Origin of the sequence: Salinicoccus halodurans, from assembly GCF_900114445.1 — a bacterium.
Classification (GTDB): Bacteria; Bacillota; Bacilli; order Staphylococcales; family Salinicoccaceae; genus Salinicoccus; species Salinicoccus halodurans.
Genome location: NZ_FOTB01000003.1, coordinates 73,965 through 87,290, shown reverse-complemented (window position 1 = coordinate 87,290; position 13,326 = coordinate 73,965). Strand labels below are relative to the sequence as shown.

At 47.9% G+C, this 13,326-nt stretch carries 10 protein-coding genes; 1 reads left to right on the top strand and 9 read right to left on the bottom strand.

All coding sequences use genetic code 11. The features are described 5' to 3' along the window. Positions 1-112: 112 nt before the first annotated feature. The 8 genes from dnaB to BM271_RS06955 all read right to left on the bottom strand — a co-directional run bounded on the left by dnaB (position 113) and on the right by BM271_RS06955 (position 10,735). Complete coding sequence (dnaB, locus tag BM271_RS06990) at positions 113-1,483, bottom strand: replicative DNA helicase (protein WP_046791370.1); 1,371 nt, start codon at positions 1,481-1,483, stop codon at positions 113-115. 39 nt (positions 1,484-1,522) lie between these two features. Continuing rightward, a complete protein-coding gene (rplI, locus tag BM271_RS06985) occupies positions 1,523-1,969 on the bottom strand; it encodes a 50S ribosomal protein L9 (RefSeq protein ID WP_046788986.1) in 447 nt (148 codons plus the stop codon). Continuing rightward, positions 1,966-3,942 carry a DHH family phosphoesterase gene (locus BM271_RS06980; protein WP_046791369.1) on the bottom strand — a complete coding sequence of 659 codons (1,977 nt, stop codon included), beginning with the start codon at positions 3,940-3,942 and terminating at the stop codon, positions 1,966-1,968. The genes rplI and BM271_RS06980 overlap by 4 nt, the downstream gene beginning before the upstream one ends. A 5-nt stretch (positions 3,943-3,947) precedes the next feature. Further along, positions 3,948-4,871 carry a DUF2232 domain-containing protein gene (locus tag BM271_RS06975; RefSeq protein WP_143544911.1) on the bottom strand — a complete coding sequence of 308 codons (924 nt, stop codon included), beginning with the start codon at positions 4,869-4,871 and terminating at the stop codon, positions 3,948-3,950. A gap of 59 nt (positions 4,872-4,930) precedes the next feature. Continuing rightward, complete coding sequence (gene serS, locus BM271_RS06970) at positions 4,931-6,208, bottom strand: serine--tRNA ligase (RefSeq protein WP_046788985.1); 1,278 nt, start codon at positions 6,206-6,208, stop codon at positions 4,931-4,933. Positions 6,209-6,509: 301 nt separating this feature from the next. After that, positions 6,510-7,742 (bottom strand): imidazolonepropionase, encoded by a 1,233-nt coding sequence (hutI, locus tag BM271_RS06965; protein WP_046788984.1) that lies wholly within the window; start codon positions 7,740-7,742, stop codon positions 6,510-6,512. After that, positions 7,742-9,400 (bottom strand): urocanate hydratase, encoded by a 1,659-nt coding sequence (gene hutU, locus BM271_RS06960; protein WP_046788983.1) that lies wholly within the window; start codon positions 9,398-9,400, stop codon positions 7,742-7,744. Before hutU ends, hutI begins: the two co-directional genes overlap by 1 nt. Before the next feature lie 12 nt (positions 9,401-9,412). Then, positions 9,413-10,735: a YjiH family protein gene (locus BM271_RS06955; RefSeq protein ID WP_046788982.1), complete on the bottom strand. Its 1,323-nt coding sequence runs from the start codon at positions 10,733-10,735 to the stop codon at positions 9,413-9,415. A gap of 177 nt (positions 10,736-10,912) precedes the next feature. Here BM271_RS06955 and BM271_RS06950 point away from each other — a divergent pair, with 177 nt between their 5' ends. Further along, positions 10,913-11,818: a LysR family transcriptional regulator gene (locus BM271_RS06950; RefSeq protein WP_046788981.1), complete on the top strand. Its 906-nt coding sequence runs from the start codon at positions 10,913-10,915 to the stop codon at positions 11,816-11,818. Here BM271_RS06950 and hutH read toward each other — a convergent pair. Further along, positions 11,815-13,305 carry a histidine ammonia-lyase gene (gene hutH, locus BM271_RS06945; protein WP_046788980.1) on the bottom strand — a complete coding sequence of 497 codons (1,491 nt, stop codon included), beginning with the start codon at positions 13,303-13,305 and terminating at the stop codon, positions 11,815-11,817. The genes BM271_RS06950 and hutH overlap by 4 nt on opposite strands. Positions 13,306-13,326 lie beyond the last annotated feature (21 nt).

The window sequence follows — 13,326 nt, the reverse complement described above, 5'->3', positions numbered from 1 at the left end:
GATTGCCCCCAATTTCTTCTTTGAAATACCGTAACCATTCTACCAATAGGAGAGAAAAATTGCAATAAAAATACGAACGTTTTTATATGCAGTATATAAAAACATTCGTGAATTAATTAGGCGGGATATACCCGTCACCATAGTCCCTGTTGTCCTGATCGAAGAAGCTGCTGTAGGACTTGTTGAATATCAATTTAACCGTTCCGGTCGGTCCGTTACGGTGTTTGGCAAGGATAATCTCTATCTCATCCTGCTCTTTCTGTGCCCCTTCAGCGTCATCCTCACCATCACCGCGGACATAGTAGTCTTCACGGTAGAGGAAGGCGACAATGTCCGCATCCTGCTCAATTGAACCGGATTCACGGAGGTCACTCATCATCGGCCGTTTATCCTGTCTGGTCTCAACACTTCTCGATAGCTGACTCAGCGCAATTACCGGACATTCCATCTCACGGGCAAGTGCCTTGAGCATTCTGGAGATTTCAGATACTTCCTGCTGGCGGTTATCACTGCCTTTATTACTCGAACCCTGGATCAGCTGAAGATAGTCGATGATGACCATGTCGAGGCCATGTTCCTGCTTCAGGCGCATGCACTTGGAACGGATATCGTTCACCCGGATGCCCGGTGTATCATCGATGAAAATCTTGGAATCGGCAAGGCTTCCAATCGCTGTGGTGAAATTATCCCAGTCGTCATGGCCCAGATTTCCCTGGCGCAGTTTTGTGGCATCAATCATCCCCTGGCTCGAAATCATCCTGGATACCAGCTGGTCGGCACCCATCTCCAGTGAGAATATGGCGACGGTATAACCATCTGCGGATGTCCCCACGTGGCCTGCAATGTTCAGTGCGAATGCCGTCTTACCCATGGAAGGGCGGGCAGCGAGTATAATCAGATCGTTGCGGTTGAAACCGGACGTCATAAAGTCCAGATCCCGATATCCTGTAGGGATGCCTGTCGTTGTTGTCGTCTGGCCCGCCCGTGCCTCAACCTGCTCGTAGACTTCGTGCACGACGGATTTCATCGATTTGAAACCTTCGTTTCTGCGGCTTTCTGAAATGGACATGATCTTGGCTTCTGCTTCTGTGAGCAGATCTTCAACATCTATTTCTTCAGAAAAACCTTCATTCGCAATCTCTTCAGCCGTTTGAATCAGTGTGCGCTTAAGTGAATACTTCGCTACAATATTAACGTAGAATCCAACGTTGCGGCTTGTCGGGACGACATTTGAGAGTTCCACTAGATAGCGTGGACCGCCGATTGAATTGAGCTGCTCCATGCTTTTCAGCTGATCGATAAGCGTCACTACGTCAATGTTTTCATGATTCTCACTTAAAATTCCCATTGCACGGTAGATATTCTGATGTTCTCTTCGGTAGAAATCTTCAGGATCCAGCGTTTCTGCAGTGGATATGAAGATTTCGGGATTGATCAGTATGGCACCGAGAACAGACTGTTCCGCTTCCATATTATGCGGCATCTGCTGATGTATATCCAAAATCAATCCCTCCTTTATCCTCTATTGTTCAATAACATGAACTTTGATCGTCGCCGTTACATCCTGATGAAGCTTGACTTCCATTTTGTGGTAGCCAAGGCTTTTCAGCGGCTGGGACATATCGATTTTTCTTTTATCCAGCTTGATGCCATGTTGTTTTTCATATGCTTCTACAACTTGTTTGGAACTGATGGAACCGAACAATCTTCCATCTTCTCCGGATTTTGTTTTGATTTCAACTTCTTTTTGTTCTATTTCTTCTTTGAGCACTTTTGCATCTTCAAGTTTCTGTTCAGCAGCTGCTGCAGCTGCATCCTGCTGCTCTTTCAATTTTTTGAGGTTACCCGGTGTCGCCTCTTCAGCAAGACCGTTTTTAATCAGGTAGTTCTGCGCGTAGCCGTTGGCCACTTCTTTGACTTCACCTTTTTTACCTTTATTCTTAACGTCACTTAGAAAAATTACTTTCATTCCTCTTCACTCCTATTATCAAGTACTTCGTCTATTGCGCTGAGCAGGTCATCATATAATTCGTCCATCGTCTTATCTGTGACACGGGTGGCTGCATTGGACAGATGACCGCCGCCGCCCAGTGATTCCATCACGATCTGCACGTTGATTTCCCCGAGGGAACGCGCGGAGATGCCAATGGATTCATCCTCTCTGATTGCCATGACAAATGAGGCTTTGACCCCTTCGATCTGAAGCAGCTGATCTGCTGCCTGTGCCACCGTAACCGGATGATAGGTCATGGATGTATCCGCTTTGACGATTGCCATTCCATTATCATGGATTTCGGCGGATTTGATCAAGTCGCTCCGTGCGATATACGTATCAATATCATCTTTCAGGAACGTCTGCGCAAGGACCGGATCAGCACCGTTGCTTCTCAGGAAGCTTGCGGCATCAAATGTCCGTGAACCTGTGCGCAGGGTATAGTTGCGTGTATCGACGATAATCCCCGTAAGCATGATCGTCGCTTCCAGACGGGAGAGTTTTTGTTCCCTGTTTTGATATTCGAGCAGTTCCGCCACAAGTTCACTGGCACTGGAAGCATAAGGCTCCATGTAGACGAGCAGGGGACTGGATATGAAGTCGTCGGCACGTCTGTGATGGTCGATGATCACTTTCCGCGTCGCTTTGTTCACGATGACTTCATCAAGTACCATGCTCGGCCTGTGGGTATCCACGACAACCACTGTCGTCTTGGTGGACATGAGGTCCCATGCTTCATCGGAAGTGACGAAGAGATCCATGAGTTCCTCCCGTTCCTGCACTTCCTTGAACATGCGCTGAAGTGTATCATCAATATCTTCATCATTCAATATGATATTCGCTTTGATACCGTTCATCGTAGCGATCCTTGCCACGCCGATTGCCGAACCGAGCGCATCCATATCCGGATGCTTATGCCCCATGATGAGCACATTTTCCCCTTCAAGCAGAATATCCCGCAAAGCATGGGATATGACACGCGCCTTGACGCGCGTACGTTTTTCCATCGGGTCTGTCTTCCCGCCGTAGAAACGGGCGTTGCCGTTCACCGCTTTGATGGAGACCTGGTCCCCGCCGCGTCCGAGGGCAAGATCCAGACTCGACTGCGCAAGTTCCCCGACTTCGATATAGTCACTGGAACCCTCTCCAATCCCGATACTCAATGTAATCTGGGCACCGATTTCCTGGGAGCGTTCCCTGACCTCATCAAGCAGATTGAAGCGTGTCGCCTCGATTTCCTTCAGACTGCTGCTGTTCAGCACAATGATGAATCTGTCCTGTGAAAATCTGCGGATATAGATGTGGTGGTGATTCGCCCAGTCATTGATCGTGTTGGTGATCGAGTTGTTGAGTTCACTTTTCAGCGCTTCGCTCATGTTCTGTGTCACATCATCATAGTTGTCCAGGAACAGTATCCCGATGACGGGCTTCTTATCTTCCAGTTCCAGCTCACGGTTGCGCTGGCTTGTGATATCCAGGAGATGCAGCGCCTGATGCTTTTCATCCCAGTATATTTTATAATGCCGGTCGCTGTAGGATGATTCCGTCATCTGGATGTTGTTCGCTTTCAACGTTGTCATGATGTTCGGGAACAACTTGTTGATCGGTTCTTCTATATTTTCAGCGGGAATCACATTGCTGATGTAATCGTTCATCCACTCGATTTCATCCTCATCATTGAGCAGTATGAGACCCATTGGCAGATTATCTATGGCGTACTGCTTGCTTCCCGCCACATCAAGGACCATCTGCCTGAATTTGATCTCACTCACTTTGAGTGAGCGGTAGAGATAAAGAAACAACAGTGTCAAAAGGATGATGCTGACAACCAGGAATAACAGGCCTGTATTAAAATGATTAGCCGTTATGAATATATTCATTACAAGAATATGAAACGCTGCAATACCAAAAGGTATAAAGATCATTTTTTTATCCAGCACGTTGTACATCATCATCACTTCCTTCTAAGTTCTATTATCGTCCTTATTCTGAAGATCATTTCAAATATACCAATTAATAACGTCAATGGTTTCAGTATGATTAAAGGAATCAGCAGCAGAACTGACAGTGCCACATGCAGTTTCTTTTCCCTGAAGAAAAAGTAGGCAAAACTTAAACCATGTATATATAATATCCATTCCAGCACGATGATTATGTTGCTCATCGTAGAGAAGAACGTCGTTCCTTCGGTTGTAAAGAATGATACTATAAATGAAATTAAAAATAAATACAGTATGAAGCGCGGGAAATTCCAATCTTTGAATGAACGGTATTCCCAGAGCTTGACTGTCGAGGATCCAAGGATGAGACGCAGCATCAACACTGTGTATAATGCCAAAGCGAATGAAATCAGCGTAATATATGCAGGCAGACTGATGAATATCTGGTCCAGCGTCTGTCCGATGAGTTCGGTATCCATCGATGAGGCGGCAAAATCACCGTACATCTCAATCTGTTCCATATACCAGTTGCGGAAATTCATATAAACGTCAGACAACGGCTGGATTGTCCCTGTCCACTGCATGATGTTCAGGCCGCCGATCGTGCCCAGCGCGAATGTCGCTGTCACATAGAAGAGCGTAAGCTCTTGAGACAGATTCTGTTTGAGTGTGCGGTGCAGTACGACTGCGAGTAAATAGAGCAGCAGGTACCAGAGCCATACAGTGGCCGATAGAAGAATTAATGCAGGTATAAGAAAACTGACAAAAGTCAGCCAAAAATGATAGTTCGACTCATGCTTCAATTTTACCAGGAAATAAACGGTAAAAGGTAAAATGACTGCGCCCAGGAATAAGCTGATATCAGTCAGTGTAATAAATACAAACACCATCAGGAGGACGAGCATCATTTGAAGCAACGAAACTTTATTATTCAACATTTCAATCCTCCAACCATAAAATAAAGCTCCTAAATGAATAGGAGCATCCAGTATTACTATTATAACGCTTCAAGCTTTTCCTGACCACTCATATACGGTCTCAAAACTTCCGGAATTGTGACAGTGCCGTCTTCATTCTGATAATTTTCCAGCAGGGCAGCCATTGTACGGCCAACAGCGAGTCCGCTGCCGTTCAGAGTGTGAAGCAGTTCAGGTTTGGAATTTTTATCCCGTTTGAATTTGATATTAGCACGGCGTGCCTGAAAATCAGTCATGTTGGAAACTGAACTGATTTCTTTATAATCATCATAGCTCGGCAGCCATACTTCAACGTCATACGTCTTGGAAGAACCGAATCCGATATCCCCTGTGCAGAGGAGTACCGTGCGGTGGGGGATTCCAAGCAGGTTCAGTATGTTTTCCGCATGATCCGTCATCTCTTCAAGGGCATCCCAGGAATCTTCGGGGCGTTCCACACGGACCATCTCGACTTTGTTGAACTGGTGAAGGCGGATCAGTCCGCGTGTATCCCTGCCTGCAGAACCCGCTTCACTTCTGAAGCAGGCCGTCTGGGCAGTGAACTTCACAGGCAGTGCATCGTCAGACAATGTTTCATCTTTATGGAAGTTGGTCAGCGTCACTTCTGATGTTGGAATCGTGTACATGTCCATGTCTTCCACTTTAAAGAGATCCTCTTCGAATTTAGGCAGCTGGCCTGTGGAGAACATTGCATCTCCCCGCACGATCTGAGGCGTCATCATCTCCTTGTATCCATTGCCGTTGTGAACATCCAGCATGAAGTTCATCAGTGCACGTTCAAGTCTCGCACCGTCCCCCGTATGATAGACATAACGGGCACCGGATACTTTCGCCGCCCTTTCAAAATCCGCCAGTCCCAGAGATTCGAGCAGATCCCAGTGTGCTTTGGGCTCGAAACTGAACTCTTTCGGTGTCCCTTCGCGTCGGATTTCAACATTTTCAGTGTCATCCGCGCCTTCGGGCACGTCATCTTGGATCAGGTTCGGGATGCGGTGCATGCGGTATTCGTACGCTTCCCTGACTTCTCCGAGCCTGTTGTCGATTTCTTTGATTTCATCTCCGACCTGGCGCATCTCCTGGATGACATCATCCGCGTCTTCTTTGTTTTTCTTTTTGATTGCGATCTGTTCGGACACTTTGTTGCGTCTGCTCTTAAGCGTCTCGGACTGTTGAATCAGCTCTCTGCGCTCTTCGTCGAGTTCCAGAATCTCATCGATAACGGCAGGGTCCACTCCCCGTTTTTCCGTTTTCTCTTTGACAGTGTCTTTTTCATTTCTTATTTTTTTAATATCCAGCATTACGGCCGCCTCCATCGTTATAGTTTTTTGGAATAAAAAGATACCACGCCCCAAAAGGGACGTGGTATACGCGTTGCCACCCTAATTTGATGTCTGTGACATCATCTCTTCATTGCTAACGGTATGGATCAGATACCGGTCCGTCATTAGTGAAGGATGGAAATTCATGCCGCTCTCCGGCCATTTTCACCACCCATGGCCTCTCTGTCATCAAGCGATCACTACTGTTTCCTTCTGACGGCTCTTATCAAGTTAAGACCCATTTTAATACGGATCTGTTAAAAAGGCAAGGACGGGGCGCCTAAACCAGGAGACCCGGGCGCTCATAAACGGTTTTGCCATCTGCAATGACCGTGTGGGCATGGTTGACGCCGTAATGATACGGAATATATTCATGGTTCGGGGCATCCCAGATGACGAGATTTGCTGCATCGCCTTCAACGAGCGTACCGCGCTCAGAACCGATTGCATGCGCAGCATTGACTGTCACTGCATTCCAGATTTCATTCGGCGTCATTTTGAGTTTCAGCCCTGCGATGGCCATAATCATCTGAAGATTGTCTGTGACACAGCTGCCCGGATTATAATCTGTCGCGAGACTCACAGCCCCGTCATTATCCAGCATTCCCCGGGCATCGGCAAACTTGTCTTTTCCAAGATAGAATGTCGTCCCCGGAAGAAGCACTGCCACTGTATCCGAATCTTTCAGCATTGTTTTGCCTGTTTCGCTTGCGGCAACCAGGTGATCGGCGCTGATTGCATTCTGTTCGATTGCAAGTTCCAGACCGCCCAGCGGATCGATTTCATCCGCATGAATTTTCACACGCAGTCCTTTTTCATTCGCCGCTTCCATGTATCTTCTGGACTGTTCGATTGTGAACACACCGGTTTCACAGAAAATATCCGCAAAGTCGGATATATCCTTGACTTCGTCGAGCAGATCGATCATTTCATTCAGGAAAGTTTCACTGTCTGCACCTTTGGGAATAGCGTGAGGTCCGAGGAATGTGTGCTTCATCTCGATCGGGAAATTTTCTTCTATTTCCCGGGAAACATTGAGCTGCTTCAATTCATTTTCACGGTCCAGACCGTAGCCGCTCTTGCTTTCAACCGTAAGCACACCATGCTGGATCATGCGCACGATATTTTTGGATGCTTTTTCAAACAGGGCTTCATGCGTCGCTTTTCTTGTCTGCTCGACAGTGTTCAGGATACCCCCGCCTTTTTCAAGGATTGTCAGATAGTCCACACCCTGGCGCTTCAGGGACATCTCATGTTCACGGGAACCTCCATGGACGACATGTGTATGCGGATCGATGAGGGCAGGGGAGGCAATCATGCCTTTTGCATCAATCGTTTCCTTCGCTTCATACCCATCTGTCTTCGGACCTGCATAGACGATTTTGCCGCCGTCAATGACGACCATTGCGTCATCTGCAATTTCAAGCTCATCCATCTCTTTGCCTTTTAGCGGTCTGTCCGTCTTCTTCGGCAGGATGAGTGATTTGATATTTTTGATTATAGTATCGTTCATTATTCATTCTCCTTTAGCATTGGTATGTTGACGCCTTTCTCTTTCGCTGTTTCGACCGCAATGTCATAGCCGGCATCTGCATGTCTCACAACACCCATACCCGGATCACTTGTCAGTACTCTCTCAAGACGTCTTTTTGCATTATCCGTACCGTCCGCGACAACTACCATGCCGGCGTGGAGGGAATAGCCCATGCCGACACCGCCGCCGTGATGCACGCTGATCCATGAACCGCCGGCAGCCGTATTAACGAGTGCGTTCAGAATCGCCCAGTCCCCGACTGCATCACTGCCGTCTTTCATGCTTTCAGTCTCACGGTTCGGGCTTGCAACAGAACCGCTGTCCAGATGATCCCGGCCGATGACCACCGGAGCCGAAATTTCACCGCTTGCCACCAGTTCATTCAGGGCGAGCCCCATCTTTGCACGTTCACCGTAGCCAAGCCAGGCAATTCTTGAAGGCAGCCCCTGGAAAGCAATTTTCTCCTGGGCCATATCGAGCCAGCGCAGTAGCTTTTCATTATCCGGGAAAAGTTCGCGCATCTTGCGGTCCGCCACTTCGATATCTCTCGGATCACCGCTCAGCGCCGCAAAACGGAAAGGTCCCTTCCCTTCACAGAAGAGCGGGCGGATATATGCCGGCACAAATCCGGGGAAATCAAATGCATTTTCAACCCCGTCATCAAATGCCACCTGACGGATGTTGTTGCCGTAATCGAAAACGACCGAACCATTTTTCTGGAATTCAAGCATCGCATCCACATGCTTTGCCATGGAGCGCGATGACAGTTTTACATATTCTACAGGATCCGTTTCGCGGAGTTCCGCCGCTTCTTCCAGACTGTATCCTTCCGGCACATAACCGTTGAGCGGGTCATGGGCGGATGTCTGGTCCGTCACAACGTCAATTTTGAATCCGCGCCTTAAGATCTCATGATGGACTTCAGCCGCATTGCCGAGCAGACCGATGGACAGCGGTTCTCCTTTATCCCGTGCTTCTTCAGCCAGTTTCAATGCTTCATCAAGGGAATCCGTCTTAGTATCCAGATATTTTGTATCGAGACGCTTCTGGATCCTTGACTCATCCACATCCACACAGAGGGCGACTCCTTCATTCATCGTCACGGCAAGCGGCTGTGCACCGCCCATGCCGCCGAGTCCGGCAGTCAGCGTGATTGTCCCGCGCAGGGAACCGTCGTAGTTCTGATTTGCGAGTTCTGCAAATGTCTCATAAGTGCCCTGGACGATGCCCTGGGAGCCGATGTAGATCCAGCTTCCCGCAGTCATCTGGCCGTACATCATCAGGCCTTTTTTATCGAGTTCGTTGAAATGCTCCCAGTTTGCCCATTTGGGTACCAGTACGGAGTTTGATAATAAAACCCTCGGAGCCTCCGCATGTGTTTTGAACACGGCCACGGGTTTGCCCGACTGGACGAGCATCGTTTCATCCTTTTCCAAATTGCGCAGAGTATTCTCTATCGCTTCAAAAGCTTCCCAGTTGCGTGCTGCTTTCCCGATTCCTCCGTATACGACGAGGTCTTCCGGCCGTTCAGCCACTTCAGGGTCCAGGTTGTTATAGAGCATTCTGAGGGCCGCTTCCTGTTCCCAGCCCTTACATTCGATTTCCAGACCTTTTTTGGCAGTTATTTTTCTAGACATGAAATCCACTCCTTAGAATATTAGTAATGCAATCGGTATGACGATGATGAGAGACAGCACTGCCCTTATGAACCAGACAGCGACCATCTTCCAGACTTGCATATTTATATCTGTAGCTAAAATACAGGGAACAATCGCCGAAAAGAAAATGATGCAGGATACGGATATCACTGCTGTGATAAAACGCAGTTCAATCCCGGCATCCACCACCAGCAGCGACGGCAGGAACATTTCAATGATGGATACCGTCACGGCTTCCGCAAGCAACGGTATATCCTCAAGCGGGAACAGGTAGAGCACCGGATAGAAAATGAAGGAAACCCAGTAGACGATTTCCGTAAATTCCACGATGACGAGTCCGAGCAGGCCGATCGACAGAATTGTCGGAACAACCGTCATCGTCATCCTGAACGCATCCCTGAAATTCCGCATGATATTTTCAAGCAGCGGCTCGCTTTCAAAAGATTGCTGTTTTGCCTTATACCATGCATATTTGAAACGATTCCCCTCAAAATCCTCTTTTCCGGAATTATCCTCGCCGTTGTAATAATAATCCGCCTCCGTCCTGAGCGGAGGAATCCTCACTGATAACGCTGTGACGGCAAAAGTGACAACGAGTGTTGTCCAGAAGAACAGATTCCAATGATCCATGAGATCCAGCGTCCTTGCGATTACAATCATGAATGTTGCAGAAACAGTCGAGAAGCCGGTCGCAATGATCATCGCCTCTTTTCTGCTGTACTGACCGTCCTTGTACACCCGGTTGGTAATCAGCAGTCCGATTGAATAGCTTCCGACGAATGACGCGACTGCATCGACAGCTGATTTTCCCGGGGTCTTAAATAAAGGTCTCATGACTGGCTCCATGATGACACCAATGAATACGAGCATTCCGTAACCGACCAGCAGACCGAGGACAGCCCCGCCGACAGGGATCAGTATACTCAGGTTGACCGCCAGTGAATTGAACAGGAACGGCCCGATATCCTCCCTCAGTACAAATGCCGGTCCAAACTGGAAGACCACCATGAATCCGACTGCCATGCCGGCAACTTTGAAGAAAGTGATGCCGGTTTCTATGGTACTTTTATTCCATTCCCCGGTTATGAACGGATAGATTGCACCCACGATAATGACGAGCAGTGTATAATATTTGATGGAATCACCAAAAACATTTCCGGTCAGAGTGACAAAATGGTCGAGCAGAATCGAATTGTTGTCGAACAATGTGACAGGCACAAAAAATAAAATGATCCCTATCGCGCTGTAGAGGAAAAAGCGCCACATCCCTTTACCTTTCTGTCTGCTCATTTCCTCCTTTGTTACATAATCCATAATTTCCACCCCTTCGCTCCCGGTTTAGTAAGCGTTTACATCTGTTATGTTCAAGTTTAGGAGCCGGATGTATAAAATACAAATACCAATATGCAATGATTCCATAGCATTTGGCTATAACTCCGGGGAAAATTGCGGGATAATCGCATTCAATAACTTTTAAAAAGGATGAGAAACATGCAAATCAACCAGCTGCTGCATTTCGTAACCGTCATCGAGAAAGAATCATTCACAACTGCTGCATATGCGCTCCACATATCCCAGCCTTCACTCAGCACATCCATCAAACGCCTGGAAGACGAAATCGGATTCAAACTGATCGATCGTTCACAGCGCAATATCCGTCTGACAAAAGAAGGGGAGCTCCTGTATAAGGAATCCACAAAACTGGTCATGCATTTCAACCAGGTAAAAGATACTGCCCTGAACCTGAAAGAAAGCGGCCCTGCACATTTGTCCATCGGTCTGATAGAAAGTGCCAAATACTGGACGGCCCAGGTTGTGAAATCCTACAAAGCCTCCCAGCCTGATGTTTTCATAGAGCTTGAACCTGTACTGAGCATCGATGAAATCAGACGGGCATTTGATAACTTCGAAGTCCATGTCACCATCACAAACCAATATATCAATGACAAAACGATCACTTCCATTCCACTGTATGAAGAGAAGCTTGTCGCGGTCGTTCCTCCCGGTCATCATCTGAAAAACAAGACTTCCATCCAGATCCGGGACCTGAAAGATGAGAAACTGATCATTTCGCATGAAGGCTACCAGACGCGGACAGACATTTTGAATTCATTCAACAAAGTCGGCATCACACCGAATATCAAATTTGAAATCGGCCGCTTTGATTTCGTCTCCGACTTTGTCAAAAGCGGACTCGGCATTGCAATCATGCCGGAAAAGTATGCGGAGTCACTCGACCCGGACAGTATCCATATCTGTGAAATCGAAGATTCCGCCACTTTCAGGATTGTCTATCTGGCATATGACAATAAAAGATTCTTCTCCCCGCTGACAAAAGAATTCATAGATCTCGTACTGGATTACTTCGATAAAGAACCTCTTGATGCTATCGATTAATTGATCATCCGCAGCGCGTCCGATAATATCTTTATATCTTTACTGAAATTGCGGTCGTGATCGATGAATTCCACGATTTCCCTGTAAGTGTCGAATTTCTCCCGTGTTTTCGGCGACAGCCTGTCGACCCCTTTGATTTCGACAGCTGTCAGTGCAATGAACAATTCAGTCGCAAGGACGTTGCGCATGTTGTTTATGATATCCCTTGCATGCCTCGATCCGATCGTCCCCATCGAAACATGGTCCTCCTGGTTCGCCGATGAGGGGATGGAATCCACACTTGCCGGGTGGGCGAGTGTCTTGTTTTCTGACACCAGACTTGCTGCGGCATACTGCAGAATCATCGCGCCGGACTGCAGTCCTTCTTCCGGGCTCAGGAATGCCGGAAGATCACCGTTCAGACTCGGATTGACCAGGCGTTCGATACGGCGCTCGGAAATGTTGGCAATTTCGGCTGTCCCTATTTTCAGCAGATCCATCGCAATAGCAATCGGCTGTCCATGGAAGTTTCCGCCTGAAATGACTTCATCTTCACTAAATACGAGCGGATTGTCATTGGCTGCATTCATTTCGATTTCAAGCTTGTCTTTTACATAGGCAAGCGTCTGCAGCGAGGCGCCGTGCACCTGCGGAATGCATCTGAGTGAATATCCGTCCTGGACCCTGACCTCCCCCTGCCTGGTTGTAAGCTTGGAGCCCTCCAGGTAATCCCGGAGCGCTCCGGCCACTTCCACCTGTTCTGGGTAACCTCTTGATGTATGGACTTTTTCGTTAAATGCATCGGTGATGCCGTTCAGTGCCTGATGGGTGAGTGATGCGATCCATACACTGTCCGCCATCAGTTTTTCCGCTTCGATATAGTTGATCAGACCCTGGGCTGTCATCGGCTGCGTGCCATTGATCAGAGCGAGTCCTTCTTTTGCCTGCAGCGTGAGCGGTTCGATATCGAGTGCCTCCAGTACATCTTTCGAATCCCGAAGTTCCCCTCCGTAATAAACTTCACCTTCGCCGATGAGTGCAATCGCAAGGTGGGAGAGCGGGGCGAGATCGCCGGACGCGCCGAGTGATCCCTGCTCCGGCACTTTCGGTATGATGCGTGCATTGATGAATGTCTTCAGCTGGTCGACAAGCCCGACTGTTACACCCGAATGTCCTTTTAACAGCGTATTGAGTCTCAGTACCATCATGGAGAGTACCGTATTTTCCGCAAAAGGTGCGCCCACACCGCATGAATGGGAGCGGATCAGGTTGACCTGCAGATCCTGCGTCCTGTCCTTTGATATCCTCACGTCGCTGAACAGACCGAACCCTGTCGTAATGCCGTATATGGTCTTTTCATGTTCGATGATATCCTCGACGATTTTTCTTGATCCGCGTACATTCTCATACGCCGCTTCTGATATTTCCACAGTGCTGTCTTCTTCTGTTAAAAATGATTTCATTTTAGCGATGGTCAGACCATGACCTTCCAATGTTAAAACTGCCATTTTGACTCCTCCTTTTTCCAT

Coding starts and splice junctions, on each gene's coding strand:
- dnaB (WP_046791370.1), bottom strand. CDS start 1,483: ATGCCGCATAATATGGAAGCGGAACAGTCTGTTCTCGGTGCCATACTG.
- rplI (WP_046788986.1), bottom strand. CDS start 1,969: ATGAAAGTAATTTTTCTAAGTGACGTTAAGAATAAAGGTAAAAAAGGT.
- BM271_RS06980 (WP_046791369.1), bottom strand. CDS start 3,942: ATGTACAACGTGCTGGATAAAAAAATGATCTTTATACCTTTTGGTATT.
- BM271_RS06975 (WP_143544911.1), bottom strand. CDS start 4,871: ATGTTGAATAATAAAGTTTCGTTGCTTCAAATGATGCTCGTCCTCCTG.
- serS (WP_046788985.1), bottom strand. CDS start 6,208: ATGCTGGATATTAAAAAAATAAGAAATGAAAAAGACACTGTCAAAGAG.
- hutI (WP_046788984.1), bottom strand. CDS start 7,742: ATGAACGATACTATAATCAAAAATATCAAATCACTCATCCTGCCGAAG.
- hutU (WP_046788983.1), bottom strand. CDS start 9,400: ATGTCTAGAAAAATAACTGCCAAAAAAGGTCTGGAAATCGAATGTAAG.
- BM271_RS06955 (WP_046788982.1), bottom strand. CDS start 10,735: ATGGATTATGTAACAAAGGAGGAAATGAGCAGACAGAAAGGTAAAGGG.
- BM271_RS06950 (WP_046788981.1), top strand. CDS start 10,913: ATGCAAATCAACCAGCTGCTGCATTTCGTAACCGTCATCGAGAAAGAA.
- hutH (WP_046788980.1), bottom strand. CDS start 13,305: ATGGCAGTTTTAACATTGGAAGGTCATGGTCTGACCATCGCTAAAATG.